This window comes from Mesorhizobium sp. C372A, assembly GCF_030323245.1.
Lineage (GTDB): Bacteria > Pseudomonadota > Alphaproteobacteria > Rhizobiales > Rhizobiaceae > Mesorhizobium.
This window is the reverse complement of sequence record NZ_CP100475.1, coordinates 5,193,365-5,219,997: the sequence shown is the minus strand read 5'-3', so window position 1 is coordinate 5,219,997 and position 26,633 is coordinate 5,193,365. Positions and strand designations below refer to the sequence as shown.

General features: G+C 63.9%; 18 protein-coding genes and 1 pseudogene. 9 read left to right on the top strand and 10 right to left on the bottom strand.

All coding sequences use genetic code 11. The features are described 5' to 3' along the window. The first annotated feature begins 19 nt into the window (after positions 1-19). The 7 genes from hutU (at position 20) to NLY42_RS25060 (ending at position 16,750) form a co-directional block, all read left to right on the top strand. On the top strand, positions 20-1,690 hold the full coding sequence (gene hutU, locus NLY42_RS25090; protein WP_023739268.1) for a urocanate hydratase: 1,671 nt from the start codon (positions 20-22) through the stop codon (positions 1,688-1,690). 12 nt (positions 1,691-1,702) lie between these two features. Continuing rightward, positions 1,703-2,281 (top strand): HutD/Ves family protein, encoded by a 579-nt coding sequence (locus NLY42_RS25085; RefSeq protein WP_023753715.1) that lies wholly within the window; start codon positions 1,703-1,705, stop codon positions 2,279-2,281. Positions 2,282-2,594: 313 nt separating this feature from the next. Further along, complete coding sequence (locus NLY42_RS25080; RefSeq protein ID WP_023753714.1) at positions 2,595-11,174, top strand: glycoside hydrolase family 94 protein; 8,580 nt, start codon at positions 2,595-2,597, stop codon at positions 11,172-11,174. A gap of 344 nt (positions 11,175-11,518) precedes the next feature. After that, on the top strand, positions 11,519-13,291 hold the full coding sequence (locus NLY42_RS25075) for a glucan ABC transporter ATP-binding protein/ permease (RefSeq protein WP_023672897.1): 1,773 nt from the start codon (positions 11,519-11,521) through the stop codon (positions 13,289-13,291). Positions 13,292-13,464: 173 nt separating this feature from the next. Beyond that, positions 13,465-14,217: a heme ABC transporter permease gene (locus NLY42_RS25070; RefSeq protein WP_023682911.1), complete on the top strand. Its 753-nt coding sequence runs from the start codon at positions 13,465-13,467 to the stop codon at positions 14,215-14,217. Between the two features lie 194 nt (positions 14,218-14,411). After that, complete coding sequence (locus NLY42_RS25065; RefSeq protein ID WP_023742739.1) at positions 14,412-15,083, top strand: outer membrane protein; 672 nt, start codon at positions 14,412-14,414, stop codon at positions 15,081-15,083. Between the two features lie 35 nt (positions 15,084-15,118). Beyond that, complete coding sequence (locus NLY42_RS25060) at positions 15,119-16,750, top strand: tetratricopeptide repeat-containing sulfotransferase family protein (protein WP_023756404.1); 1,632 nt, start codon at positions 15,119-15,121, stop codon at positions 16,748-16,750. Between the two features lie 47 nt (positions 16,751-16,797). Here NLY42_RS25060 and NLY42_RS25055 read toward each other — a convergent pair whose 3' ends face one another. From NLY42_RS25055 to NLY42_RS25045, 3 genes and pseudogenes are all read right to left on the bottom strand, one after another. Further along, positions 16,798-17,094, bottom strand: a complete 297-nt coding sequence (locus NLY42_RS25055; protein ID WP_023689645.1) for an addiction module antidote protein — start codon at positions 17,092-17,094, stop codon at positions 16,798-16,800. Further along, positions 17,087-17,391: pseudogene (locus NLY42_RS25050) on the bottom strand (type II toxin-antitoxin system RelE/ParE family toxin). Before NLY42_RS25050 ends, NLY42_RS25055 begins: the two are co-directional and overlap by 8 nt. A gap of 69 nt (positions 17,392-17,460) precedes the next feature. Continuing rightward, positions 17,461-18,519 (bottom strand): D-TA family PLP-dependent enzyme, encoded by a 1,059-nt coding sequence (locus NLY42_RS25045; RefSeq protein WP_023753712.1) that lies wholly within the window; start codon positions 18,517-18,519, stop codon positions 17,461-17,463. Between the two features lie 150 nt (positions 18,520-18,669). Here NLY42_RS25045 and NLY42_RS25040 point away from each other — a divergent pair, with 150 nt between their 5' ends. Beyond that, positions 18,670-19,356 carry a D-lyxose/D-mannose family sugar isomerase gene (locus NLY42_RS25040; protein WP_023694398.1) on the top strand — a complete coding sequence of 229 codons (687 nt, stop codon included), beginning with the start codon at positions 18,670-18,672 and terminating at the stop codon, positions 19,354-19,356. Between the two features lie 7 nt (positions 19,357-19,363). Here the strand turns inward: NLY42_RS25040 and NLY42_RS25035 are convergent, their stop codons facing one another. Genes NLY42_RS25035 through NLY42_RS25005 form a run of 7 tightly spaced genes read right to left on the bottom strand, consistent with a single transcriptional unit; the run spans position 19,364 to position 25,684 of the window. Further along, positions 19,364-19,717 (bottom strand): hypothetical protein, encoded by a 354-nt coding sequence (locus tag NLY42_RS25035; protein ID WP_023753711.1) that lies wholly within the window; start codon positions 19,715-19,717, stop codon positions 19,364-19,366. 13 nt (positions 19,718-19,730) lie between these two features. Further along, complete coding sequence (locus NLY42_RS25030) at positions 19,731-20,597, bottom strand: RDD family protein (RefSeq protein WP_023753710.1); 867 nt, start codon at positions 20,595-20,597, stop codon at positions 19,731-19,733. Then, the gene (locus NLY42_RS25025; RefSeq protein ID WP_023715249.1) at positions 20,584-21,603 is read right to left on the bottom strand and encodes a stage II sporulation protein M; all 1,020 of its coding nucleotides are present in this window, start codon (positions 21,601-21,603) and stop codon (positions 20,584-20,586) included. Before NLY42_RS25025 ends, NLY42_RS25030 begins: the two co-directional genes overlap by 14 nt. Next, positions 21,600-22,910 carry a DUF58 domain-containing protein gene (locus NLY42_RS25020; RefSeq protein ID WP_023753709.1) on the bottom strand — a complete coding sequence of 437 codons (1,311 nt, stop codon included), beginning with the start codon at positions 22,908-22,910 and terminating at the stop codon, positions 21,600-21,602. The genes NLY42_RS25025 and NLY42_RS25020 overlap by 4 nt, the downstream gene beginning before the upstream one ends. Beyond that, positions 22,907-23,863 carry an AAA family ATPase gene (locus NLY42_RS25015; RefSeq protein ID WP_023753708.1) on the bottom strand — a complete coding sequence of 319 codons (957 nt, stop codon included), beginning with the start codon at positions 23,861-23,863 and terminating at the stop codon, positions 22,907-22,909. Before NLY42_RS25015 ends, NLY42_RS25020 begins: the two co-directional genes overlap by 4 nt. After that, complete coding sequence (locus tag NLY42_RS25010) at positions 23,850-25,055, bottom strand: hypothetical protein (RefSeq protein WP_023753707.1); 1,206 nt, start codon at positions 25,053-25,055, stop codon at positions 23,850-23,852. The genes NLY42_RS25015 and NLY42_RS25010 overlap by 14 nt, the downstream gene beginning before the upstream one ends. Then, on the bottom strand, positions 25,052-25,684 hold the full coding sequence (locus NLY42_RS25005; protein ID WP_023753706.1) for a DUF4129 domain-containing protein: 633 nt from the start codon (positions 25,682-25,684) through the stop codon (positions 25,052-25,054). The genes NLY42_RS25010 and NLY42_RS25005 overlap by 4 nt, the downstream gene beginning before the upstream one ends. A gap of 45 nt (positions 25,685-25,729) precedes the next feature. Between NLY42_RS25005 and NLY42_RS25000 the strand changes: the two genes are divergently transcribed. Continuing rightward, positions 25,730-26,617 (top strand): hypothetical protein, encoded by an 888-nt coding sequence (locus NLY42_RS25000; protein ID WP_286488871.1) that lies wholly within the window; start codon positions 25,730-25,732, stop codon positions 26,615-26,617. The last annotated feature ends 16 nt before the right edge of the window (positions 26,618-26,633 follow it).

Here is a 26,633-nt window from a genome sequence, read left to right as displayed (position 1 = left end):
TTACTCCAAAGGGACAATGATGAACAATCCTCGCCACAACATCCGCGAAGTGCGTGCGCCCCGCGGCGACAAGCTCAACGCCAAATACTGGACGACCGAAGCGCCGCTGCGCATGCTGATGAACAACCTCGATCCCGATGTCGCCGAAAACCCCAATGAGCTCGTTGTCTATGGCGGCATCGGCCGGGCCGCGCGCACCTGGAACGATTTCGACAGCATCGTCGCCTCGTTGAAGACCCTCAATGAAGACGAGACGCTGCTGGTCCAGTCCGGCAAGCCGGTCGGCGTCTTCCGGACGCACACCGATGCGCCGCGCGTGCTGATCGCCAACTCCAACATCGTGCCGCATTGGGCGACCTGGGATAAATTCAACGAGCTCGATAAAAAAGGCCTGATGATGTACGGCCAGATGACGGCTGGCTCCTGGATCTATATCGGCACGCAAGGCATCGTGCAGGGCACCTACGAGACCTTCGTCGAGGCCGGCCGCCAGCACTACAATGGCAACCTTACGGGCAAATGGATCCTGACCGGCGGCCTCGGCGGCATGGGCGGCGCCCAGCCGCTTGCCGCCGTCATGGCCGGCGCCTGCTGCCTCGCCATCGAATGCAATCCGGACTCGATCGATTTCCGGCTGCGCACCCGCTATGTCGACGAGAAGGCCGAGACGCTCGACGAAGCGATGGAAATGATCGGGCGCTGGACCAAGGCCGGCGAGGCGAAGTCGGTCGGCCTGCTCGGCAATGCGGCCGACATCGTGCCGGAAATGTTCAAGCGGGGCATCCGCCCCGACATGGTCACCGACCAGACCTCGGCGCATGACCCGATTAACGGCTATCTGCCCAAGGGCTGGACGATGGCTGAGTGGCGCGAGAAGCGCGTCTCCGATCCCAAGGCTGTCGAGAAGGCCGCCCGCGCCTCAATGCGCGAGCATGTCGAGGCGATGGTCGCGTTCTGGAATGCCGGCGTGCCGACGCTCGACTATGGCAACAACATCCGCCAGGTCGCCAAGGACGAAGGCTTCGAGAACGCCTTTGCTTTCCCGGGTTTCGTGCCGGCCTATATAAGGCCGCTGTTCTGCCGCGGCATCGGCCCGTTCCGCTGGGCTGCTCTTTCGGGCGATCCCGAGGATATCTACAAGACGGACGCCAAGGTGCGCGAACTCACCCCCGGCAACACCCATCTGCACAACTGGCTGGACATGGCACGTGAGCGCATCGCCTTTCAGGGCCTGCCGGCGCGCATCTGCTGGGTCGGCCTCGGCGACCGCCACAGGCTGGGGCTCGCCTTCAACGAGATGGTGGCCAGGGGCGAACTCAAGGCGCCCGTCGTCATCGGCCGCGACCACCTCGATTCCGGCTCGGTGGCTTCGCCCAACCGCGAGACGGAAGCGATGAAGGACGGGTCCGACGCCGTCTCCGACTGGCCGCTGCTCAATGCGTTGCTCAACACCGCGTCGGGCGCAACCTGGGTGTCGCTGCATCATGGCGGTGGCGTCGGCATGGGCTTCTCGCAGCATGCCGGCATGGTCATCGTCGCCGACGGCACGCCGGACGCCGCAAGGCGCCTGCAGCGCGTGTTGTGGAACGATCCGGCGACAGGCGTCATGCGCCACGCCGATGCCGGCTACGACATCGCCATCGAGTGCGCTAAGGAGCACCAGCTCAATCTGCCCGGTATTTTAGGCTGATTGGCTTAAATGATGCGCATCCTACGGGCCGCCGACTACCGGGTCATGCCGTGGAAGAATGGCGGCGGCACGACCACCGAGATCGCCGTCTCGCCGGACGGCGCCGGCCTGGACGATTTCGACTGGCGCGTTTCGATGGCGCGAGTCGAGGATAGCGGGCCGTTCTCGGGCTTTGCCGGCGTCGACCGCACGCTGGCCGTGCTGGAAGGCGAGGGCATCGTCCTCGACATTGCTGGCCGGCCGCCGGCCGAAGTGACGGCGGCTTCCGCCCCGCTGTCCTTCCCGGCCGATGTGCCGACCTCGGCGGCGCTGATCTCCGGTCCGATCACCGACCTCAACGTCATGACCCGCCGCGGGCGGGCCATGCACACGGTCGAGCGCCTGGTGATCTCGGTTCCGACCGATATCCGGCCGACCAGCGCTATGACCCTGATCCTGCCGTTCGACGGTGAGGTCGGCGTGACCGGCGCGACATCGTCGCGCCTTGGACCTCGCGACACGCTGTTGCTCGGACCGCAGGCCGCGAAACTGCGGCTTGAACCGGTGCGGCCGACGATCGTGTTCGTCGTCCGGATAGCCAGCCTGGGCTAGCCGCACCGCCAGCACAACGATTAACGCCTGTTGCCAAACATGATCGCACGCCGGAGAAATCTGGCGTAAGCTGTTGTCTGGATCACGAAAAAGCCCGAATCCTTCCATCGTTCCAAGGCGGACGGGAGGGCAGGGGTGCTCGTCCTTAAGTTGTCGAAAGCCCCACTTAAAATGTCGAAGGGATAACGCCTCTGGCGTGGTGAGAAGCAAAATTTTCGGCCAGTGTAATCATGCAACCAATTGCATTTGAATCGGTTTTAGGGACATTGCCGTGGCGGTGGCGCCGCATCGCGTCCCCCATGCGGAATTTTCAATGAATATCCAGACAAATCCTGCCCATATCGAAAAGTCCAGCGCCGGCTTCCCGGTCATCACCGAAGAGCCGATACGCTCCAATTTCCTGCCCGAAGAGCGGCTGCGCGCGCTGGGCGAAAGCCTCGCCAAGGGCGACATCAAGGACCTGTTCGGCCTGACGCAGTTCGATTTCCAGGCCCGCATCCGCGACAGCGCCAAGAAAATCCTCGAAGTCTACCGCTCGACCAATGCCGCCCAGGCCAAGGGCGAAACCATCACGCCTGCCGCGCAATGGCTGCTCGACAACAATTATCTCGTCGAGGAGACCATTTTTCAGGTGAAGCGCGACCTGCCGCGTCGTTTCTACCGGCAGTTGCCGACCCTGGAAGTGGCGAACCGCGCCGCGGTGCCGCGCGCGCTGGCCCTGGCCTGGAGCTATGTCGCCCATTCCGACAGTTCGGTTTCGGCGACCATGTTCAAATCCATCGTCGAGGGTTTTCAGTCGGTCGAGCCGCTCAAGATCGGCGAATTGTGGGCGCTGCCGTCGCTGCTGCGCTTCGTTTTGATCGAGAATCTGCGCCGCATCGCCGTGCGCGTCGACCGCACCAGGCAGATGCGCCATATCGCCAACGAGGTCGCCGACCGCGTGCTGGCGACCGACGACAATGCAGACCGCCGGAAGATCCTGTCGGGCTACGGCGCGCATGCGCAGGACACCACCTTCGCCACCCAGTTGCTCTACCGCCTGCGCGACGGCTCGCAGAATGCCGGCAGGGCGCTGGAATGGCTGGAGGTCGAGCTCGAGAAAACCGGCTCCGACGCCGAGGAAATCATCATTTCCGAGCATCGCACGCTGTCCAGCGGCAATGTCACCACCGGCAACATCATCCGCGGCCTGCGCCTCATCAACGACGTCGACTGGACGGTGTGGTTCGAGGGCGTCAGCCGCATCGACACGCTGTTGCGCGAGCGCACCGATTTCGCCGCGCTCGATTTCTTTTCGCGCGACCAGTACCGCACGTCGATCGAGCAACTGGCGCGGCGCTCCGACCTGTCCGAATTCCGTGTCGCCGAAAAGGCCATCGAGCTGGCCAGCCATGTTCCCGGGGTCACCGATGCCTCCGGCGTGCCGGATGCATCAGCCGATCCGGCCATGCATACCGATGTCGGCTTCTTCCTGGTCGGCCCGCGCCGGCCGGATCTGGAAAAGGCGATCGGCTATCGGCCGCCCTTCCATGTGACCTTCAAGCGCGCCTTCACCGCCACGGGCTGGCTCGGCATCGTTGTGCCGGTCTTCCTGCTGACGGTGCTACTGCTGGTTGTCTCCGGCAATGCGCTTGCCCATCTCGGCCTGTCGGTGGAATCCATCACGCTGATGCTGGCGCTGTTTGCGGTGCCTGCCAGCGAAGGCGCGCTCGCCTTCTTCAACACCGTTGTTTCACTGTTCCTGAAGCCGACGCGGCTCGTCGGCTATGACTACAAGCACGGCATTCCGGCGGCATCACGCACCTTGGTCGTGGTGCCGTCGCTGATCGGCTCGCGCGATGATGTCGAGGAAAACATCCGCAACATCGAGGTGCATCACCTCGCCAACACGGCCGAAGAAATCCATTTCGCGCTGCTGTCCGACTGGCCGGATTCCAAGACCGAGATCGACGCCGCCGACATCGAGATCCTGCAATATGCGCGCGACGAGATCGCCAGGCTCAATGCCCGTTATCCCTCGGAAGGCGCGCCGCGTTTCTATATCCTGCATCGCCGCCGGCTCTACAACCAGGCGCAGGGCGCCTGGATGGGCTGGGAGCGCAAGCGCGGCAAGCTGCATGAGCTGAACCTTCTCTTGCGCGGCGACAGCGACACCACCTTCCTGCCGCTCGACGTGCCGCTGCCGGAAAAGGTCGTCTATGTCATGACGCTCGACGCCGACACGCGCACCACGCGCGACGCCGTGTCGTCACTGGTCGGCAAGCTCGCCCATCCGCTCAACCGCCCGCATTTCGACGCGACAAAGCGCGTCGTTACCGCCGGCTACACGATTCTGCAGCCGCGCATCACAGCCTCGCTCACCAGCGGCGACGACGCTTCTTTCTTCCAGCGCGTCTTCTCGTCCAACAGCGGTCTCGATCCTTACGTCTTTGCCGTCTCGGATCTCTACCAGGACGTCTTCAGCGACGGCTCCTTCACCGGCAAGGGCCTTTATCACGTCGACGCTTTCGAGGCGGCGCTGCAGGGCCGCATCGAGGAAAACACCGTCCTCAGCCACGATCTGCTCGAAGGTGCGCTGGCGCGCGCAGCACTTGTCACCGACGTCGAACTGGTCGAGGACTATCCTACCCGCTACTCGGTCGACGCCTCGCGCCACCACCGCTGGGCGCGCGGCGACTGGCAGCTGCTGCGCTTCATCTTCTCGCCGCGTTCCGGCGTGCCGGCGCTGTCGCGCTGGAAGATGGTCGACAATCTGCGCCGCTCGCTAACCCCGATCTTCTGGGTGATGGCGGCGATCGGCGGCTGGACGCTGCTGCCCTTCACGCAGGCCGCGCAGTGGCAGGCGCTGCTGATCCTGTCGCTGTTCATGGCGCCGACCTTCGATGTCGTCAACGCCATCCTGCCCAAGAGCGGCGACCAGACGCCGCGCGGCCATTTCTCCGCACTGGCGCACGACACCGTCTTCGGCACGGCCCTTGTGGCGCTGAAAGTGCTGTTGATGGCGCACAATGCCTGGATGATGGGCGACGCCATCGTGCGCACGCTCTACCGCCTGTTCGTCAGCCGCCAGAACCTGCTGGAATGGCGCACCGCGTCGCAGGCGCACAAGGGCGGCGACAACGATATCGGCTCCTATTACAGCATGATGTATGGCGCCGTGATCATCGGCGTCGTCGGTCTCGCTATCCCCGTGCTGGCCGATTCCACCGGTGCCTTCGTCGCCTTCTTCTTCGCTCTGTTCTGGATCGGTTCGCCGGCGGTTGCCTGCTGGATCAGCCGCTCGGCCGAGACCGAGGACCGCCTGCGCATATCGCAGGCCGACATCCACGCGCTGCGCACCGTGGCGCGCCGCACCTGGCATTATTTCGAAACCTTCGTCACGGCCGAGCACCACAATCTGCCGCCCGACAATTTCCAGGAAAGCCCGGCGCCGGTTGTAGCGCCGCGGACGTCGCCGACCAATATCGGCGTCTACCTGCTGTCGGTGGTGTCGGCACGCGATTTCGGCTGGATTGCGCTGTCCGACGCCATCACCCGGATCGACGCCACGATGACGACCATCGAGAGCATGCCGCGCAACCGTGGCCACCTCTTCAACTGGTACGACACCACGACGCTCAAACCGCTCTATCCGCTCTACATCTCCGCCGTCGACAGCGGCAATCTCGCCGGACATCTGGTCGCGGTGGCGGCTGCCTGCGCCGAATGGGCGGAAGCCCCGTCCGTTCACCTGCAGGGCGATTTCGAAGGCGTCCTCGACACGGTGAGTATCCTCGACGAGAGCCTCGAGGAATTGCCTGACGACCGCCGGCAACTGCGGCCGTTGCGCCAGCGTCTGGCCGATCGCCTCGATGGCATGCGGCGCGCCGTCATGACCATCAAGGCGCAGCCGGAGATGGCCTCGATCCGCACGATCAACCTGGCCGTGCTTGCCGGCGAGATCCGCAAGCTCGCCACCGCCATCCACACCGAGGCCGGATCGCAGCGGAGCGACATTATCGCCGACTGGGCGGCACGGCTGGAAGCGACCTGCGAGGCGCATGTGCATGACTCGCACAGCGACGAAAACGCCGTCGAAGCCTTGCGCGCCAAGCTGCTGGCGCTGCGCGAACGCTGCCGCCGCTATGCCTTCGAGATGGATTTCTCTTTCCTGATGCGTCAGGAGCGCAAACTGCTGTCGATCGGCTACCGGGTGGAGGAGCATCAGCTCGACGAGAGCTGCTACGATCTTCTCGCCTCCGAGGCGCGGCTGACCAGCCTGTTCGCCATCGCCAAGGGTGACCTGCCCACGGAGCATTGGTTCCGGCTTGGAAGGCCGATCGTCGAGATCGGCTTCCAGGGTGCGCTGATGTCCTGGTCGGGCTCGATGTTCGAGTATCTGATGCCGCCTTTGGTAATGAAGGAGCCGCAGGGGTCGATCCTCAACCAGACCAGCAAGCTGATCATCAAGCGCCAGATCCAGTACGCGCGTTCGAAGAACGTGCCCTGGGGCATTTCGGAAGCGGCCTACAACGCCCGCGACCGCGAACTGACCTACCAGTATACCAATTTCGGCGTGCCCGGACTTGGTCTCAAGCGCGGCCTTGGCCAGAACACGGTGATCGCGCCTTACGCCACGATCCTCGCGGCGCAGTTCACACCGCGCGAATCCGTCCAGAATCTGGCCAGGCTGCGCTCCATCGGCGCTCTCGGCCGGCATGGCTTTTATGACGCCGTCGACTTCACGCCGCAGCGCGTGCCGGAAGGCACCGACCATGCCGTTGTCCTGAACTACATGGCGCATCACTCCGGCATGTCGATCGCCGCCGTTGCCGACGCCATCTTCGAGGGCAGGCTGCGCGACCGCTTCCACAGCGATCCGGTGATCGAGTCTGCCGAACTCCTGCTTCAGGAGAGGGCGCCGCGCGACATCCCGACCGCCACGGTCAGGACCGAAGCCGACGAGCGCTCGAAGGACGAGACCGAGGTCGAGAGCCCGGATTCGCGCATCGTCCTCGACCCGCTGAGGGCGTTGCGCGCCACCAGCGTCATGTCCAATGGCCGCTACTCCGTCATGGTCTCGGCCACCGGTTCCGGTTACAGCCGCTGGGGCGAACTCGCCGTCACCCGTTGGCAGCCCGACCCGACCGAAGACCGGCTCGGCTCCTACATCTTCCTGCGCGACGCCGGCAGCGGCGACTGGTGGTCGGCCACCGCGGAGCCGAAGCAGGCGACCGGCGAGAGAGTGCAGACGCTGTTTTCCGACGACAAGGCGAGCTTCGTCAAAACAGTGGGCTCGCTGCGTTCGGAGGTCGAATGCATCGTCATCTCGGAAGGCAATGGCGAGGGACGACGCGTCACGCTCTACAACGACGGCGCCACTGACCGGCATATCGAGGTGACCTCCTTTGCCGAGCTGGTGCTGGGCAACGAAGCCTCCGACAATGCCCATCCTGCGTTCTCGAAAATGTTTATCGAGACCGAGATCGCTGCCAATAACGGCGCCATCTTTGCCACCAGGCGCAAGCGCGAGAAGAACGAGCCTGACGTCACCATGGTGCATTTCGTCACCGATCCCTCCGGGTCGGCGCGCGATGCCGAGGCCGAAACCGACCGCCGTGCCTTCATCGGCCGTGGCCGTACCATCGCGGAAGCGGCGGCCTTCGATCCCGGCGCCAAGCTTGGCGGTCACCACGGCTTCACCCTCGATCCGGTAGCGGCCCTGCGCCGCCAGGTGCGGGTGCCGGCCAACAAGAAGATATCGCTGACCTTCTGGACCGCCGTCGGCGCCAACCGCGCCGAACTGGACGAGGCCATCGCCAGGCTCGACCATCCCGAAAGTTTTGCTCGCCAGGCGATGCTTGCCTGGACGCGTTCGCAGGTGCAGACCCGCCATCTTGGTCTCAGCCTGACCGACGCCGCCAACGTGCAGAAGCTGGCGCGCTTCCTGATCTATCCCGATCCGTTCCTGCGCCTGCCCGGCGAATCCATCGCTTCGGGGCTGGGCAAGCAGTCCAGCCTGTGGCCGACCAGCATTTCGGGCGATTTCCCGATCTTCCTGGTCCGCATCGGCGACGTGGCCGACCTCGAAATTGTCGCCCAGGCGCTGCGCTTCCAGGAGTATATGCGCGCCCGCGGCATGATGATCGACTTCGTGGTCGTCAACGAGCAGGCATCGTCCTATGTCCAGGATCTGCAGCGCGCGGTCGAGACGCTGTGCGAAAACAGCCGCCTGCGCGGCAAGGAACTCGGGCCGCGCCAGCACATCTTCGCCGTGCGCCGCGACCTCATGGACGAGGCGACGTACAAGACGCTGCTGGCGGTTGCCCGCGTGGTTCTGCACACGCGCAACGGCACCATCTTCGACCAGATCGAACGCGCCGAGGCGGCAGCCTTGCAAGCACGCGATGCCCTGCAGCCGGCGCCCCCCGCGTCACTGCGCGAGCCGTCTCTGCCGGTGCCGGCGGCGCCTGCATACCATGCCGCGTCCGACAGCAGCGCCGACGGCAGCGGCCTCAGCCAATGGAACGGCTTTGGCGGTTTCGAGGGCGACGGCCGCCACTATGTCACCCGCCTTGCCGGGCGGCGCTCGACGCCGCAGCCCTGGATCAACGTCGTCTCGAACGCCTCGTTCGGATTCCATGTCTCGGCCGAAGGCGCTGCCTTCACCTGGAGCCGCAACAGCCGCGATTACCAGCTGACGCCATGGTCGAACGATCCGGTCACCAACCGGCCGGGCGAGGGCATCTACATCTACGATCAGGCCAGCGGCAAGGCATTCTCGCCGCTTGCTGCCGTGGTCCGCGATCCCTCGATGACCTATGAGACATGGCACGGCCAGGGCTTCTCGACCTTCCGGTCCAAACGCGGCCCGCTGTCGATGGATCTGACGCACGTCGTCGATCCCGTCGATCCCGTGAAGATCACGCGCCTGCGCATCCAGAACTCGGGCTCGGCGCCGGCGCGGCTGCGCGTCTATGCCTATGCCGAATGGGTTCTCGGCAGCCATCGCTCGAGCACGGCTGCGACCATCATCCCGTCCAGGGATCCAGCGACCGGCGCGCTTCTGGCGCAAAACCCCTACGGTCTCGATTTCGGCGACCGGGTGGCCTTCCTGGCCGCCACCGGTCCGGTGCATTCGGTGACAGCCGATCGTGGCGAGTTCATCGGTAGGCACGGCACCAGCGCATTCCCGCACGCGGTCGTCAGCGGCGCCGGCCTGTCGGGCCGCGTCGAGGCCGGCGACGATCCGTGCGCAGCTGTCGCCAGCGAAATCGATATCCCTGCCGGCGGCGACGTCACGCTGGTCTGGCTGCTTGGCGACGCCGCTACATCAGCCGAAGCGAGCGCGTTGGTGCAGACCCATTCGGGCAAGGATTTCGACCAGCGGCTGGCCGACAATGAACGCGTCTGGCGCGGCTTCCTCGACACCATCCAGGTCGAGACGCCCGACAAGGCGCTCGACGCCATGGTCAATCACTGGCTGCCCTATCAGAGCCTGGCCTGCCGCATCCGCGCCCGCTCGGCCTTTTATCAGGCAAGCGGCGCCTTCGGCTTCCGCGACCAGCTGCAGGACACGCTGGCCCTGCTTGCGCATGATCCGAAACTGGCGCGCGACCAGATCCTCAATGCGGCGCGCCGGCAGTTCCCCGAAGGCGACGTCCAGCATTGGTGGTTGCCGCGCACCGACGCCGGCGTGCGCACCATGATCTCCGACGATGTGGTCTGGCTGGCGCATGCCACCAATCGCTACATCGAGGTGACCGGCGATACAGGGATCCTGAAGGAGCAGCTGCCTTTCATCGACGGGCAGGTGTTGGGCGAGGGCGAGCACGACGCCTTCTTCACGCCGGAAATCTCCAAGACGAACGCTTCGCTTTACGACCATTGCGCGCGCGCGCTCGACCTTGCGGTCAAGCGCAGCAGCCCGGCCGGGCTGCCGCTGATCCTCGGCGGCGACTGGAACGACGGCATGAACCGCGTCGGCGAAGCCGGCAAGGGGGAGAGTGTCTGGCTCGGCTGGTTCCTTTTGAAGACGCTGGGCGACTTTACCACCGTGGCCAAGGGGCAGGGCGACACCAAGCGGGCGCAGGCCTGGACAAAACACGCCGATGTGCTGAAGCGGGCGCTGGAAAGCACCGCCTGGGACGGCCAGTGGTATCGCCGCGGCAGCTACGATGACGGCACGCCGCTTGGCTCGCACAATTCGGACGAGTGCAAGATCGACTCCATCGCGCAGTCGTGGAGCGTGCTCTCCGGCGAGGGCGACCCCGCGCGCTCGACCACGGCGATGCAGCAGGCGACGAACCTGCTGGTCGACGACAAGCTCAAGATCGTCAAACTGTTTACCCCGGCCTTCCAGAACACGAGAAAGGACCCTGGTTACATCAAGAGTTATCCGCCGGGCGTGCGCGAGAACGGCGGCCAGTACACCCATGCGGCGACCTGGTTCGTGATCGCGCTCGCCGAAATGGGCCGCACCGACGATGCCTATCGCTGCTTCTCGATGCTGAACCCGGTCAACCATGCGCTCGACGATGCATCGGCCGAGCATTACCGCGTCGAGCCGTACGTCGTCGCCGCCGACATCTATTCCGGTGAGGGCAAGGGCGGTCGCGGCGGCTGGACCTGGTATACGGGCTCTGCGGGATGGCTCTACCGTGCTGCGGTCGAAGGCATTCTGGGCATCGAGCGGCGGGGCAAGCAGATCACGTTCCGGCCGAAACTGCCCAGCCATTGGGACGGCTATTCTGCCACGCTGAAGATGCTGGGGTCGGAGATCAAGGTTCGCGTCATCCGCGACAAAAAGGCCAAATCCATCTCGCTCGAAGTCAATGGAACCAAGACAAAGTCTTCCGGTTTTCAGCCGAAAGCCGGCGACAAGACCGAGGTGGTCGTCAAGATACCCGCGTGAAATCAAAGGCTTCAGGTTGTTGACGCGCGCCTCTCGAGGCGCGCGTTTTCTACTTCGGCATGCTCCTGGCGCAGAACGGCGTGCCTTCCCGGATACCGGCGGTCCAAGCGTGCAGTGACTAAAAATGTGGCAGCGCCAGCTGCTGCCATGATTTTGCCGCAAGACTGACATTTCACCTTTTATCTCAAACCGTTAGGTGATCACGGCAGATTTCGCAACGTCGTCATCTTTTGTTCGCAGAATGGGAACGGAAGAGGTAGACGGGCATTGTTTTGCGACCCGTTAACCGGTACGTGTCAAGAAATGGTGCGGTGCACAATAATGTTTTGGGCGGAGTAGCTGAAGTGTCACTTCTGCAAATCTACTGGAGAGCGCTGGGTTATCTCGCAGCCGACAGGAAGCGCGTTGCGTTTATCTGCGGTGCGAATGTCGCGCTCGCCATTATCGCCATCCTCGAGCCGATCATGTTCGGCCGGGTAATCGACGCCATCTCCGATAAGGGTTCGGTGTTTTCGACGCTGGCGCTGTGGGCCGGTCTCGGCGCCTTTAACATCGTCGCCTTCGTGCTGGTGGCGCGCGGCGCCGACCGTTTTGCCCACAAGCGGCGCAGCGAGGTGCTGTGCCAGTCGTTCGAGCGCGTGATCACCATGCCGCTCGCCTGGCACCACCAGCGCGGCACCTCCAACGCGCTGCACACGCTGCTGCGCGCCGTCGAGACGCTGTTCAGCCTGTGGCTTGAATTCATGCGCCAGCATCTGTCGACGGCGGTTGCGCTGGCTCTGCTGATTCCGACCGCGATAAGCATGGATCTTCGCATGTCGCTGGTGCTGATGGCGCTGGGCGTTCTCTATGTCGGCATCGGCCGGCTTGTGATGAAGCGCACCAAGGCGGGCCAGGCCGCGGTCGAGCGTCACTACCATCAGGTCTTCGCGCATGTGACCGACTCGGTCAGCAATGTCGCCGTGCTGCAGAGCTACAACCGTCTCGGCCACGAGGCCGATACGCTGCGCCGCTATGTCAAGAACCTGCTCGACGCGCAGAACCCGGTGCTCGACTGGTGGGCGATGGCCAATGCGTTGCACCGCCTGTCGTCGACCATTTCGATGATGGTTGTGCTTTTGATCGGCGCCTATCTGGTCACCCATGGCCAGCTCAAGATCGGCGACGTCATCGCCTTCACCGGCTTTGCCACGCTGCTGATTGCCCGCCTCGACCAGATGTCGGCTTTCGCCAACCAGATTTCGGAAGCCCGCGCCAAGCTCGAGGACTTCTATCACCTCGAGGATTCGGCCGCCGACTCCGCCGAGCCGGACGGCTTGCGCGACCTCACCAACGTCACCGGCCACGTCCGCTTCGAGAATGTCGGCTTCGAGTTTGCCAATTCGAGGCAGGGCGTCGACGACGTCTCCTTCGAAGTCCAGGCCGGGCAGACGGTTGCCATCGTCGGCCCGACCGGCGCCGGCAAGACGACGCTGATCAACCTCTTGCAGCGCGTCTTCTCGCCGTCTCATGGCCGTATCCTGATCGACGGCATCGACACCCGCACGGTGACCCGCAAGTCGCTGCGTCATTCGATCGCCACCGTCTTCCAGGATGCCGGCCTGCTCAACCGCTCGATCGAGGACAACATCCGCGTCGGTCGTGCCGAGGCGACTTATGACGAGGTTCACGCCGCCGCCAATGCGGCTGCCGCGCAGGATTTCATCCTTGCCAAGAGCGCCGGCTATGACACCGTCGTCGGCGAGCGCGGCGGCCAGCTTTCGGGCGGCGAGCGTCAGCGCATCGCCATTGCCCGCGCCGTGCTCAAGGACGCACCGATCCTGGTGCTCGACGAGGCAACGAGCGCGCTCGATGTCGAGACCGAGGACCGCGTCAAGGAAGCCATCGACGAACTGAGGCGCAACCGCACCACCTTCATCATCGCCCACCGCCTGACCACCGTCCGCGACGCCGACCTGGTCGTGTTCATGGACAAGGGCAAGGTGGTCGAGATGGGCGGCTTCGCCGAACTGTCGCTGCGCAATGGCCGTTTCGCCAGCCTGCTGCGCGCCGGCGGCCTGCTCAACGACGAGGAAGTCCGCCGCCTCAGCCGCACCGTGAATATCGAAGCGGCGTAAGCTTTTTTACCTCCCCCTTGTGGGGAGGTCGGACCCGTAGGGTCCGGGTGGGGTGGTGCCCCACCACCCCCACCCCGCTGCTTCGCAGCGACCCTCCCCACGAGGGGGAGGGTAAATAAGACTGCGACACTCCCTCGATTGCCCCGAACGCGCCGCCGGTCTATCTAGACCTTATGAGCGATACCTCCTCACGCCTCGCCGGCTGGACCGACCTCGCCAACCCCACGCGCTTTGTCGGGCTGGCCGATAGGCTGGTGCCGTGGCTGGCGTCGATCGCCGCGATCCTGCTCGCCATCGGTCTCTATATGAGCTTTGCCGCGCCTGAGGATTTCCAGCAGGGCATCACGGTGCGCATCATGTATATCCACGTGCCTTTCGCCTGGCTCGCCATGATGTGCTACACGGTGATGGCCGTCGCCGCGCTCGGCACGCTGGTCTGGCGCCATCCCTTGGCCGATGTCGCGCTGAAGTCGGCAGCCCCGATCGGCGCCACCTTCACCGCGCTTGCGCTGGTCACCGGCTCGATCTGGGGCAAGCCGATGTGGGGCACCTGGTGGGTCTGGGACGCCCGCCTGACCTCGGTCTTCATCCTGTTCCTGATGTATCTCGGCATCATCGCGCTGACGCGTGCGCTGGATGACGCCAGCCGCGCCGCCTGGGCCGCCGCCATCATCACGCTCGTCGGCTTCATCAACATCCCGATCATCAAATTCTCGGTCGACTGGTGGAACACGCTGCACCAGCCGGCCTCGGTGTTCCGGCTCGGCGGACCGACGATCGATCCCAGCCTGCTATGGCCACTGCTGGTGATGGCGCTCGGCTTCACCGTGCTGTTCTTCGCGCTGCATTTGACGGCGATGCGCACCGAAATCCGCCGCCGGCGGGTGATCGCCATGCGCAGGGTGGCGGCACGGCAGGCCGACTAGCGCGATTTTCAAAACCGAAGCCATACGCCTGCCGCCAAACATTAGCCTGTGCTGTTATGTTGCGGTGCAGCAACAAGAATTCTCAAAAGATTGTTCCCGACTTCGCTTGGCTCCTTGATCTCGTTTGCTTTCTTGACAGCTCAGCCGCGAAGCAAGAGTGATACCAGTCACTAGTTGTAGCGAGGGAATCGGCGATGAAACTGCGCTTGTTGGCTGGCGTCTCGACATTTGCATTGGCGCTTGGTTGGAGTTCGGCCTACGCCGCCGACGCGATTGTCGACGTTCCGAGGGCGGAGGATCTCTGGTACGTCACGCTCTTCGGCGGCGCCAGTTTCCCGAACCATGTGAAAACGGACTACAATGGTACTGGCTATTCAGTCGATCTTGATACCGGGTTCGTAATCGGCGGCGCTGTCGGTCGGCGCATCAACGATGTGTTTCGTGTCGAAGGCGAACTGTCCTACGCGCGCTACAAGGCAAGCGAATACAGCTACACGGGCGTCGGCAACTATCCGGCTTCCGGCAATCTGTCGGCCACCTATCTTCTCGCCAACGTCTGGGCCGATGTTGCGCATTTTGGTGATGCCAAACTCTATGTCGGCGGCGGTGTCGGCGCGGCCTATGTTACCGCCGATACTCACTTTGATGGCCACGCCTTTGGATACGGGCCTGGCGGCTGGGGTTTCGCCGGCCAGGTGGGCGCCGGTGTTACCTACGCGGTAACGCAGAATGTCGACCTCGATTTCGGTTACCGCTTCAAGGCCGTGACAAGCGTGGATCTAGACGACAATGATGGCGGCGGCACATACGAGAACGCCAAATTGTACTCCCACAATCTCCAGCTTGGCGTTACCCTGAAGTTCTGATTGGTTCGTCGCAGGCCGCGACCGGGATCTGACGGATGCCGCTCTTGCCACGCCGGCAACCCCTGGGCCTGCCGGCAATGATCCCAGCCTCGCTGCCGACCGCCGGTGAGCCGGCGGAAAAGACATTGCAGCGCGGCATCGACCTGCAACGGCGCAAGCGTTTTCGCGAGGCCGAGTTCTGCTACCAGACGGTGCTTCGCACGCAGCCCAAAAATGCCATGGCGCTGAACCTGATGGGCACGCTCGCCATCGAGGCCGAGCATCATGACGCCGCCATTGCCTATATGGAAAGGGCGGTCAAGCTCGAACCGGACAACGCCATCTTCCGCAACAATCTCGGCAATGCCTACAATGTCACCGGCAACGTCGACAAGGCGCGCAGACATCTGAGAAAGGCGATCGAGCTCGACGGAGGGCTCATCGAAGCGCTGTGCAATCTCGGCCGCTCCTACCGCAGCCAGCTCGAGGGCGACATTGCCGAAGGGTTCTATCGCCAGGCGCTGGCTATCGACGGCCAGTCGGTGATGGCACTTGCCGGTATGGGCGATTTGCTCACCGACATTGGCCGGCCGGCCGAGGCGGTCGAATGCTTCAGCAAGGCCCTTGCCATCGACCCGGGCCATGTCGAGGCGCTGGCTGGAATGGCGCTTGCGCGCCGGGCGGTCAAGGACGATCCGACGTTGCCTTTGGTGCTGAAACGCCTGGAATTGCCGACAACCACCGATCGCGAGCGGGTAGTGCTGCACCACGCCGCCGGCAAGATGCTCAATGATCAGCGCAATTATGGCCCGGCCATCCGCCATTTCGCGAGGGCCAAGGCGATTTCCGGCAATGACTTCGACATCGATCGGCACACCCAGCTTTACGACAGCTTCATCGACACCTTCGACGCCGGCTTCTTCGAGGCGCGAGCCAATTTGGGAAATCCATCCAGACGCCCGGTCTTCATCGTCGGCATGCCACGGTCGGGAACGACGCTGACCGAGCAGATATGCGCCAGCCATCGCGATATCCATGGCGCCGGCGAGTTGTCGACCATTCGTTCACTTGCCGGCGAACTTGGGTTCGACAAGCTCGACCCAGCCATTTTCACCGAGGCCATGGCGGCGCTCACTGCGGCCAAGGCCAAGGAGCTTGGATCGAAATATCTCGACGCTCTCAAAAAGCGCAACAACACGGCGCGGCTTGTCGTCGACAAGATGCCGCATAATTTCGAGCTGCTGGCCTTCATCAGCCTGATCTTGCCGAATGCCCGCATCATCCATTGCCGGCGTGACCCGATGGACAATTGCGCGTCCTGTTTCATGCATAATTTTTCCGAGGCGCACGGCTACAACGCCGATCTGACCAAGCTTGGGCAGTATTACCGGCAGTATGAGCGCCTGATGCGCCATTGGGCCAAGGTCATCCCGCTGGATATCCACGACATGCCCTACGAAGAAACGGTCGCCGATTTCGAAAATCGCGCCCGCGGATTGATCGGATTCCTCGGCATCGAGTGGGACGATGCCTGCTTGCGTTTCAACGAAACCGAGCGCACCGTGCGGACGCCGAGCCGCTGGCAGGTGCGCCAGCCGATCTATTCATCCTCGGTCGAGCGCTGGAAGCTGTATGGCGACGCGCTGGATCCGCTGAAGGCGGCGCTGGGTCCGGTTTATCAGTCCTGATTTCAGTTGGCCCGAACAACCTCGCGCTCGACGCGCGCTGGCGTAGATTAGACCTGAGTTGCACCGTGCTTTGGGGCCAAATTAAAGCCGAATGCTTTCATGACCGCCAGTGTGGTTTCCAGCGTAGGATTACCGTTTTCGCTGAGCGAGGTATAAAGATGCTCGCGAGCCAAGCCGGTCTTTCTGGCAATGTTGCTCATCCCCTTGGCGCGGGCAACGACACCGAGGGCGGACGCGACGAATTTGGCGTCTCCGGTTTCCATTGCCTCTGCCAGAAACGCCTCGATTGCCGTATCGGAATCGAGCATTTCGGCGGGATCGAAATCATAGATTTTTTCAACCATTGTCGTCACTCCATTCTACGGCCAGGCGCTTTGCTGTCCGTATGTCGGTTTCTTGTGAACTTTTATCCCCGCCGCACAGGAGCAGGATGACCGTTTCACCGCGCTTGTGAAATAAACGCGATAGCCGGGCCCATAGTGAATGCGCAATTCACTGATGCCTTCACCCACTGGGGCCACGTCGCCGGGATTTCCTACAATCAAACGTTGCAGCCGAACGGCAATTGCCGCCTTGGCTCTTCCGTCTTTCAGCTTTTGGTGCCACCTCCGAAAGGTGGCTGTCTGCTTCAGGATTGCCATGGGGACTAGTAAGTTATAAATTACAATTCGTCAATGTCGAAATAGGGCGAGCCTCCAAAACGAAAAGCCTCACTCCATCCGCCCACGCGCTTCCACCTTCAGCGTTTCCAGCACCTTGTCACCGTCGATCAGATGCACCTGGTCGAACAGGTTGGTCACCACGCAGCAATGATCAGGCACCACGCGCACGCGCTCGCCAATGCGAAGCTTCGCACCATTTCCAAGCGTGACCGTGCCATGTTCCTCGCTCAAGCTGGTGACGCGGGCGCCGGGCATGCCGAGCAGCTCGCCAAAATCGGCGAGCCCCAGCGTGTCGCTGGACAGCGCCTTGCTGCCGCTGTCCAGGATGGCGCGGGCCGGCGTCGGATGGCTGACCACGGTGGCGAGCACCGTCAGCGCACAATCGTCGAGCGTGCCGACGCCTTTGGCGACCTGGTAGCGGTCGAGGTAGATGTAGGTGCCGGGGCGGTATTCGGTCACCACGCTGTCCTCGCCCGAGCGCCACATGTCAGGCGTGCCGCCGCTGGAGATGCGTTCACAGGCGAGGCCCGATGCCGCGAGCGTTTGTTTGGCGCCGGCCAGCCACGATTCAGCCTCGGCGGCGCGGCCGGCCGCGGGGTAGGTCATCAGCCCGCCGAAGGTGAGCCCCTTGGCTTGGTCGATCAACTTCGCCAGTGCCAGCGCCTCGGCGGCGCTTTGCACACCACAACGGCCCATGCCGGTGTCGCATTCGACCAGGACGGGCAGGGCGTGCCCTGCATCGGTGAAGGTGGCGGCGAGCCCCTCCAGCGTTTCGAGGCTGTCGGCCGTCACTGACAGTGTCACACGGCCATGCAGGGCCTTGAGCCGCTCCAGCTTGGCGCGGCCAAGGATGTTGTAGGGCAGGAAAATATCGGTCAGCCCGGCATCGGCCATCACCTCGGCTTCGCCGATCTTCTGGCAGGTGATGCCGACCGCGCCGGCCGCCACCTGCTTCTTCGCCCAATAAGGCAGCTTGTGCGTCTTGATGTGCGGCCTGAGTTTCAGCCCGTGGCGGTCGGCATGCGCCTGCGCTCGTGTGATGTTGGCTTCGGCGCGGGCTGCGTCGATGAGGATCGCCGGCGTGTCGAGGTCGTCTATGCCTTGCATGAAATATCACCCTGGGAAATCTGGCTGACTTATGGCCCCGATCCGCACGGATGTCATGGGGCCAGCACGCAGTTTGCGTCGACACCGCAGCGCTGTTCGGCTATGCGCTTCAGATAACTCCAGGGAACGCGACGCGAAGGGATCACGATCATGAAACGCTCCACCGTCAACGACATCATCCGCGATGCAGACGCCTTCATCCGCTCGTTCGGCTACATCATGCCGCCCTTCGCCTACTGGAGCCCGGAAGAGATGAAGGCGCGCAAGGCCGACTCCGCCGCCATTTTCACCTCGCGGCTCGGTTGGGACATCACCGATTACGGCCAGGAAAAATTCGACGAACTCGGCCTGTTCCTGTTCACCGTTCGCAACGGCGTCTATGCCGACATGAAGAAGGGCATGGGCATGCTTTATGCCGAGAAGATCATGATCTCGCGCAAGGATCAGCTGTCGCCGATGCACCGCCACAACATCAAGGCCGAGGACATCATCAACCGCGGCGGCGGTAAGCTCGTGCTGGAACTGTTCATGCACGATCGCGACGGCGGCATCGATCCGAAGGCCGAAGTGACGGTGCCGGTCGACGGCACCATCCACAGGCTGCCGGCAGGCGGGCTCCTGAAGCTCGACCCGGGCCAGAGCGTGACGCTGCTGCCCGGCGTCTGGCACGCCTTCTGGGCCGAGGGCAAGGATGTGCTGATCGGCGAGGTCTCGACCGTCAATGACGACCTTACCGACAACGTCTTCCGCGAACCGATCGGCCGCTTCTCCAACATCGACGAGGATGTCGCGCCGGTGCACCTTTTGGTGTCCGACTATGAGAAGTGGGTGGGGTAGGCGATGCCTAATCGCCCCAATTCACCTGCTGAAAGAACGTCCAGATGCTGATCGTGCTGTCATCCCGATCGCTCGTGCTGTGCAGCGTCAGGACAATATCCACGGTGGGCGGCGCCTTGATCAAGACTGTGATCAGGCGCGCGCTGCCGTCAGGCACGATACCTAGGCCTGAGGTCATTTCCCAATTTCCGTCGGCTTGCTGAAGTCGGGAAGAAGTATCTCCGAATTGCTCCCTCATCGATGCATCGTTTGGAAACGGTTCGTCGGTGAGTTCTGCAAATTCCTTCCAGGATCCGGAGACTGCCGCCTGAATGGCGCGTTCTATTCTGGCTTTTTCCGCTTCGCTAACTTGAGCCGGCATCCCGAACTCCGATCTACCGCTGGTACTTATCCGCCTTGCGTGTTCCCAGCAAAAGCTTGCGTTCGAGCTGTGCCCGCAGCTCGCCATAATAGGCGGTGAGGAAGGCCCTGGAATCGACCGGCTCGATCGTCATGCCGATCTTGCGTCCGATCGTTTCGGCCACGGCTTTCAGCGCGAAATAGTCGTCGCGGCGCAGCACTTCCTCCAGCTTGTGCAGTTCGGCGATGCCATAGGCATCGAGCTGCGCCTGGGTGAAGCGGAATGCGCGGGTGGTGGTGTCCTGGCGTTGCGACAGGTCTTCGACCAGCGCCAGTTTCGGCGCCTCGACAACCCACGTTCCGGCCAAAAGGTCGCCGATGCGCATGCGGTCGCGGTTGAACAGCGGGAAGAGCGCAAACAGCAGCGTCCAGACCAGCCCGAAGATCGTCGACAACGTGTCGGCGAGCCCCATCTCGCTGCGGCCGAGGATGATCGACAGCGGCAGGAAGATCTCGATCTCGCGCATCAGATTGCGGGCGATGACCTGATCGACCGATAGGCCGGCGCCGCTGCGCGATGCCACCCGGATGCCGAGCATCCGCTTGCCGGGCGTGGCGGCGCGGCGGCCGGCCTCGAAGACGATGAAATAGGCGTTGCGCAGGAAGAAGATCAGGATGATCCAGACGACAAACAGCGGCTGCGCTTCCTCGCCGCCGAGGCCGCCCACGCCCAGCAGCGCGACGATCGTGATCACGATTGCGGCGACGACGATGATGACAAAGTCGAGCAGGAAGGCGGCGGCGCGGGTGCCGGCATCGGCGAGCTTTATCCGGAGATCGACGCCTTCGGGCGTGATCAGCGGCCGTATCGTCGAGACGGCGGCGCGCCTAACGGTCGCCATGCCGCACCACCCTGAACAAATAGAAATAACAGAGCCACAGCGTCAGCATGCCGCCGCCAATGGCATAGCGTGTGACGTCGCTGGTGATCACCTGCCTGCCGATGCCTTCGAGCAGGCCGGCGAACAAAAGCATGATCGTCACCCCGACCATGGTGGTTGCCGCCACGCGCCCGGCATCGGCTGCGGCCGTCATCCGCGTCAGTTCACCGGGGAAGGCGATACGCGTGCCGATACGCATGCCAGCGGCGCCCGCCAAGGCGATCGCGAACATCTCGGTGGTGCCGTGGATGGACAGCCATCCGCCCAGCTCGATGCCAAGCCCCTTGGCGACATAGATTTGGAACATCGCGCCGAGCAGGCAGCCATTCATCAGGATCAGGAGCACGCTCGGCACCGCGAAGGCAAAGCCGAGCGCGAAGGCCAGGATCGCCACCTGGACATTGTGCGTGAACAGATAGGCGGCGAAGCCCGACAGGAAATTGCTGTCGGCGCCGTCATAAAGCACCTGCCGCAGCACTTCCGCCGATGCATCCGGGTTGCGCCCGCCGGCCAGGCTCGGCGGAATGATGGCGTCGAACCAGCCCTTGTCCTTCGCCACCAGCCAGTAGCCGGCGCCGAGACCGACAAAGGTCAGGACGACCGACAGCAAGGTCTCGCGCCACAAATCGCGAATGGCATGCGGCCAGTCATGCAGGAAGAAATCGCCGATGCGCTGCCGCAACCCTCGGCGTGCGCCATAGAGGTAGAAATAGCCGCGCAGGCACAGCGCCTCGAGATAGCCGACCAAGGCATTGTCGAGCGAGGTCGCCCGCGCCACCGAGAGCGAGGACAGCGCCGAGCGGTAGAGCAGCGGCAGCGACAGCAACTCGTCTTCCGAGAGCGTGCGCGGCGCGCGTTTCTCGACCCGGGCGAGCAGCGCCTCGAACGCCTTCCAGTCGGCCTCGCGCTCCGAACGGAAGCTCGCCAGCGACTGGCGCACGGCATCCTTGCCGACCAGCGCGTTCACAACAGATCCTCCCGCTTGAACTCGAGATAGCGCTCGACCAGCGCCGGTCCGAGCCTCTGGTGGTCGGCTTCGATGACGTGCGCGCCGAGCAGCCTGAGCCTGCCGATGACGACCTGCCTTTCGCGCAGCAGCCCGCCGGCGACGACGGAGCGCGCCACATCCTCCGGCGTGTCCGGCGGCATGTCGGCCAGTGTCTCCAGCTCGACATCCTTCATCATCATGAACAGCACCAGATGCCGTTCGGTGAGCCGGCCTACGGTGCGCAGCATCAGTTCGGCGCTGATCGGATCGACAAAATCGGTGAAGATGATCACCAGCGAGCGCCGGTCGAGCCGCGCCGCCAGCGTCGTCAGCGCCAGGGTGAAATTGGTCTCTTCGGTAGAATAGTCGATCTCCGCCGCCCGCTTCTGGATCATGGCGAAGCTGGCCGAGCCGCGCACGGCGCCGCTGGAAACGCGCGGTCGCGCGTCGAAGCCGAACAGGCTGACCATGTCGCCGCCCTTCAGCGCAATGAACGCCGACAGCAAAGCGGCGGTGACGGCGCGGTCGACCTTCGGCACGCCGTCGACGGGCTCGCACATCAAGCGGCCGCTATCGATGGCCAGCACGATGTTGTTGTTCTCCTCGATGCGGAATTCGCGCGCCAGAAGCCTGCCGTGGCGGGCGCTGCGCTTCCAGTCGATCATGCGCCGGCCCATGCCGGGCTGGTAATCCTTGAGCGCCTCGAATTCGCGGCCCTGGCCGGCTCGGCGCTGCGCATGGCCGTCGGGCAGCGCCTGTCGCTGCAAAAGCGTGATCGCCTCGTCGCGGGCGCTGCTGACGTCGGGCAGCACCGCCACCTTGCTGTCCATCGGCAGCACGACCTGGTTCCAGACCAGCCCGAACGGCCCGCGCCAGCGCACCCACAGGCGGTCGAACCTGGCCATGCCGCGCCGCAGCGCCTGGAATTTGAGGTCGAGCGATGCGCTGCCGGCCTCAGCAGTCAATGCCCCGCCGGTGCCGCCCAGCGGCTCTAGCCGCGCATCATGGCCGAGACGCGCCTGCACCGCGCGCGGACGCCCGCCAAGCCTGGCCGTGACGTGGACGGTGAACTGGCTGCCGACGCTGACCTGCGGCGGTGCATGGATGCTGGCGTTCAGAGAAGCCCGACCGCGCCCGGCGGCCGCGTCCACGGCCAGGAAAGCAAGCAGCACGCAAATCCACAAAAGACCGAGATACCACAGAGACGGCAGCGCGAGCGCGATCAGGAAGGCCGGTATTGCACCGGCCGCACCTGCCCAGACTGCCCGGCCGCTCGGATAGATCAACGTGGCGCTTCCGTCTGGTCGACGAGGTCGGTGACGATCTGCTCGACCAGGCGGCCGTCGATCTGCGCCGCAGGCGACAGGATCACCCGGTGGCGCAGCGCCGGCACCGCAAGCGCTTTGACGTCGTCGGGGATGACATAGGCGCGTCCGTCGAGCGCCGCCCGGGCGCGCGCGGCTCTCGCCAGCATGGCGCCCGCGCGCGGGCTGGCGCCGACTTCCAGATCGGGGCTTTCGCGCGTAGCCCGCACCAGCCTTGCGATATAGTCGACGACATCGTCGACCAGCGTGACCTCGCCGACGGTCGCCAGCGCCTTTTCCAGCGTCTTGCGGTCGGCCTGGGCGGTGATGCCGTACTGCTTGATGTCGTGCGAGGCGGTGCCGCCGCCATGGTGGATGATGATCGCCTTTTCCTCTTCCGCGCCGGGGTAGCTCACCCGGTGCTTGAACAGGAAACGGTCGAGCTGCGCCTCGGGCAGAGGATAGACGCCCTGATGTTCGATAGGGTTCTGCGTCGCCACCACCATGAAGTTCGGGCCGAGCGCATGAGTGGTGCCGTCGAAGGTGACGGCATGCTCCTGCATCGCCTCCAAAAGGGCAGCCTGGGTCTTGGGCGGCGTGCGGTTGATCTCGTCGGCGAGCAAAAGGTCGCAGAAGATCGGGCCGCGCGTCAGCGTGAATTGCCCGGTCTGGAAATTGTAGATGTTGGAACCGACGATATCGCCGGGCATCAGGTCGGGCGTGAACTGGATCCGGCCATAGGCGACGCCCAGCGCGTGGGCAAAGCAGCGCGCCGTCATCGTCTTGGCCGTGCCCGGCGGTCCCTCGAGCAATATATGCCCGCCGGCGAACAATGCCGTGAGCATCAGATCGACCGTATCGTGTTGCCCGGTGATGGCCTTGGCCACCTCTTCCCTGATCTGTGTCGCCAGGGCCTTCACATCATCGACGTTCACCGAGCCTCCTTGCCGTCCAGTCGTGCAGCTTTTCGGCTGCATCATGCATTTGTGTCAGGGTCTTTGCCGCGTTCGCAGCTTGCAGGCGGGTCGTGAAACCGCCGGCTTCGTCCTTGTCGCGGGAATCGAGCCAGCGGTCGAGCGCTTCGCCCTGCAAACCGTGCGGCGCGCCGAGCAGCGCGCCGGCGCGTACGCGTGCCAGTGCTCCATAGCGGTCGCCTAGTTCTTCCAGCCGGCCGGCGCGGCGCAACAGCATCGCCGTGGTGTCGACCAGCGCGCGTTTGCCGAAGGCGATGGCGCGCTGATCGGCCCGTGGCGGCCCGAACCGGCCAAGGCCATGCAGGAAGGCAAGTGCCGCGGCCGCCAGGATGGTCAGCGTCAGCGCCAGGAAAGGCGGTTCGACCAGAAGCTTGGCGAGGTCGTATTTTCGCCCCGCGCCATGCAGCGTCAGGTCGAACATGACGGCACCCTCTTCGGGCTGCAGGAGCTCGATCAGCTTGAGCGCCGCCGCCGCCTTGTCGGGATCTTTCAAGCCGGCGTTATTGATGAGATCGGGGTCCGTCAGAATGTAGAACCGCTCGTCTTCCACCTCGGTCAGCACGGCCTTGCCGTTGCCGGCGGCAATCAGCGGGTGTTCGTCGGCCACCCATTGCAGCTGGTCGGGAACGCTGACCATTTGCCCTGAGACGTCGAGTTGCTTGACCGTGGTCTCACCTTCGCCGAGCTTGGCCTTGGCGATCCGGGCGAGCCAGTCGTTGACCACGACGTCCGGCAGCCGCTGGATCTTCATCTCCCAGCCTTCGTGCAGGGCCAGCGGCAAGGTCGCCCATTTGGGCAGAACGAACAGCGTATCCAGGCCCTTGCGAAGCTTGATGATGTTGGCAAGCGCATCCGGGTCGCTGTCGGGTGAAATGGTGACGATCAGCAGCATTTCGGTCTCGAGGTCGCTGTCGGACCGCGCCATATCGGGCGCTTCGCCGGTCAGCTTCAGCCATTGCGCCAGACCGGCATAGCCGATGCCGCTCTTCGACAGCGGCGTTGCGCCACCGACGCTCGGCTGGCGAAAGTCGGGGGCATAGGTGGACAAAAGGAAGAAGCCCGCCGCCGCGAGCAGGCTGGCGAAAATGCCCCAGAACACCGTCCTGCGGCTGAACGGTTCCTGCTGGGCGATGTCGGCTGTCGTGTCACTCACGTCCAGGCATCCCTGAAGACGAATCGCTCATAGGCGCTGCGCGCCTCCTGCCAGCCCTCTGGCCCGACCGGCCGGCGCGCGAACAGAGCGGCCTCGACGATGCGCGCGATCTGGGTAAAGGCGCCACGCGCCCGCGTTGGCAGCGACGCCGCTCCCGCGATATCGCGCGCGGTCAGCGACGGGCGCAGGAAGTCGGGCAGGCGGCCGGCAATGTCGGCGACGCTGCGGCGCAGCAGGAGATGCACCGCCTCGTCATACTCGCCCCGGGCGGCCAGCGCATCGGCTTCCGACAGCAGGACCTGCGCGGCGCCCACGTCGGGGTGCCATGTCGCTTCCGCCTCGGTCTCGCTCTTTTTGCGCCACCAGGGCAGGCGCCAGGCGACGCCTTTCACCTCAAGCAAAATCAGCAGCAGAATGATTGCGGCACCTGTGATCACGGCCCCCCAGAACAGATAGATCATGTAAGGGCCGAGCGATTTCAGGAACTCGCCCAGCGGTCTTAGCCACTCGGGGGTCTCGGGTGGTCTGTAGGCCGGCAGGTCGAACTGGATCGAATCGTCCGACAGCAACTGCTTGTGCAGTTTGGCCAGCCATTCGGCTTGCGCAGCGTCCGGCTGTGCAGCAGTCACCTTCTCGCCCCCCTGCAACCTGCGGTTCGCGAGCCGACACTGGCAATGCAGCGTAACTTTTGCAAGTGGGCTAGACGCCAGTCGTTAATCTTGGCAAATTTACTACTGCGGCTGCCGGACAATATTCGGCGGTGGAACAGGGGGCGCATCATGACTTCGGCAACATTTGCACGGCCTGAGAAATTTCAGATCGGCAGGGTCTTCAACAACAGCTTCTCCGTCATCGGCCGCAACGTCATACTTTTCGTGGGGCTTTCGGTGCTGTTTGCGGGGGTGCCGGCAGTTATTCTTCGGCTATGGACCGAATCGCGCATGCAGGCGCTCCTGACGGCCAATCCCGGCGCTGCGGCCGACCCCGCCCTGGTGTTTAGCAACATTTGGGTGACGCTCCCGGCCAGTTTCATTGCCTCCCTTTTCGTACTGGTGCTGCAGTCGGCGCTCGTGCGAGCCACAATCGAGGATTTGAACGGCAAGCGGCCGACCTTGGGCGATTGCCTGCAGATAGCCATCCGATATTTTCTGCCGACATTGGCGATCGGCCTGCTCGTCGGCCTGGGCGCAGGCCTAGCCGCGCTTGCGTTGCTGGTGCCCGGCATCATCTTGTGGCTGGGCTGGTCGGTTGCGATACCGGTTCAGATCCAGGAGCGGCTCGGCGTGTTCGGCTCCATGTCGCGCAGCCGCGCCCTGACCAAGGGCAGCCGCTGGTCGCTCTTCGGCCTGTTCTTGCTCCTCTTGGTCATCGCCATGGTCATCCAGTCGATGGTTGGCGTGGTTGTCTACCTGTTTCACGGCATTGTCGCTACTGTCGTGGCGGCACTGGTGCAGAGCGTGATGTCGATGTTGCTGTCGGTCGCCGCCGCGGTCAGCTATGTCGAGCTGCGCCAGGTCAAGGAAGGCACCAGCGTCGACGAACTGGCCGAGATCTTCTCGTAAGCCGACGGGTTTGCAC

Coding starts and splice junctions, on each gene's coding strand:
- hutU (WP_023739268.1), top strand. CDS start 20: ATGAACAATCCTCGCCACAACATCCGCGAAGTGCGTGCGCCCCGCGGC.
- NLY42_RS25085 (WP_023753715.1), top strand. CDS start 1,703: ATGCGCATCCTACGGGCCGCCGACTACCGGGTCATGCCGTGGAAGAAT.
- NLY42_RS25080 (WP_023753714.1), top strand. CDS start 2,595: ATGAATATCCAGACAAATCCTGCCCATATCGAAAAGTCCAGCGCCGGC.
- NLY42_RS25070 (WP_023682911.1), top strand. CDS start 13,465: ATGAGCGATACCTCCTCACGCCTCGCCGGCTGGACCGACCTCGCCAAC.
- NLY42_RS25065 (WP_023742739.1), top strand. CDS start 14,412: ATGAAACTGCGCTTGTTGGCTGGCGTCTCGACATTTGCATTGGCGCTT.
- NLY42_RS25060 (WP_023756404.1), top strand. CDS start 15,119: ATGCCGCTCTTGCCACGCCGGCAACCCCTGGGCCTGCCGGCAATGATC.
- NLY42_RS25055 (WP_023689645.1), bottom strand. CDS start 17,094: ATGGTTGAAAAAATCTATGATTTCGATCCCGCCGAAATGCTCGATTCC.
- NLY42_RS25045 (WP_023753712.1), bottom strand. CDS start 18,519: ATGCAAGGCATAGACGACCTCGACACGCCGGCGATCCTCATCGACGCA.
- NLY42_RS25040 (WP_023694398.1), top strand. CDS start 18,670: ATGAAACGCTCCACCGTCAACGACATCATCCGCGATGCAGACGCCTTC.
- NLY42_RS25035 (WP_023753711.1), bottom strand. CDS start 19,717: ATGCCGGCTCAAGTTAGCGAAGCGGAAAAAGCCAGAATAGAACGCGCC.
- NLY42_RS25030 (WP_023753710.1), bottom strand. CDS start 20,597: ATGGCGACCGTTAGGCGCGCCGCCGTCTCGACGATACGGCCGCTGATC.
- NLY42_RS25000 (WP_286488871.1), top strand. CDS start 25,730: ATGCAGCGTAACTTTTGCAAGTGGGCTAGACGCCAGTCGTTAATCTTG.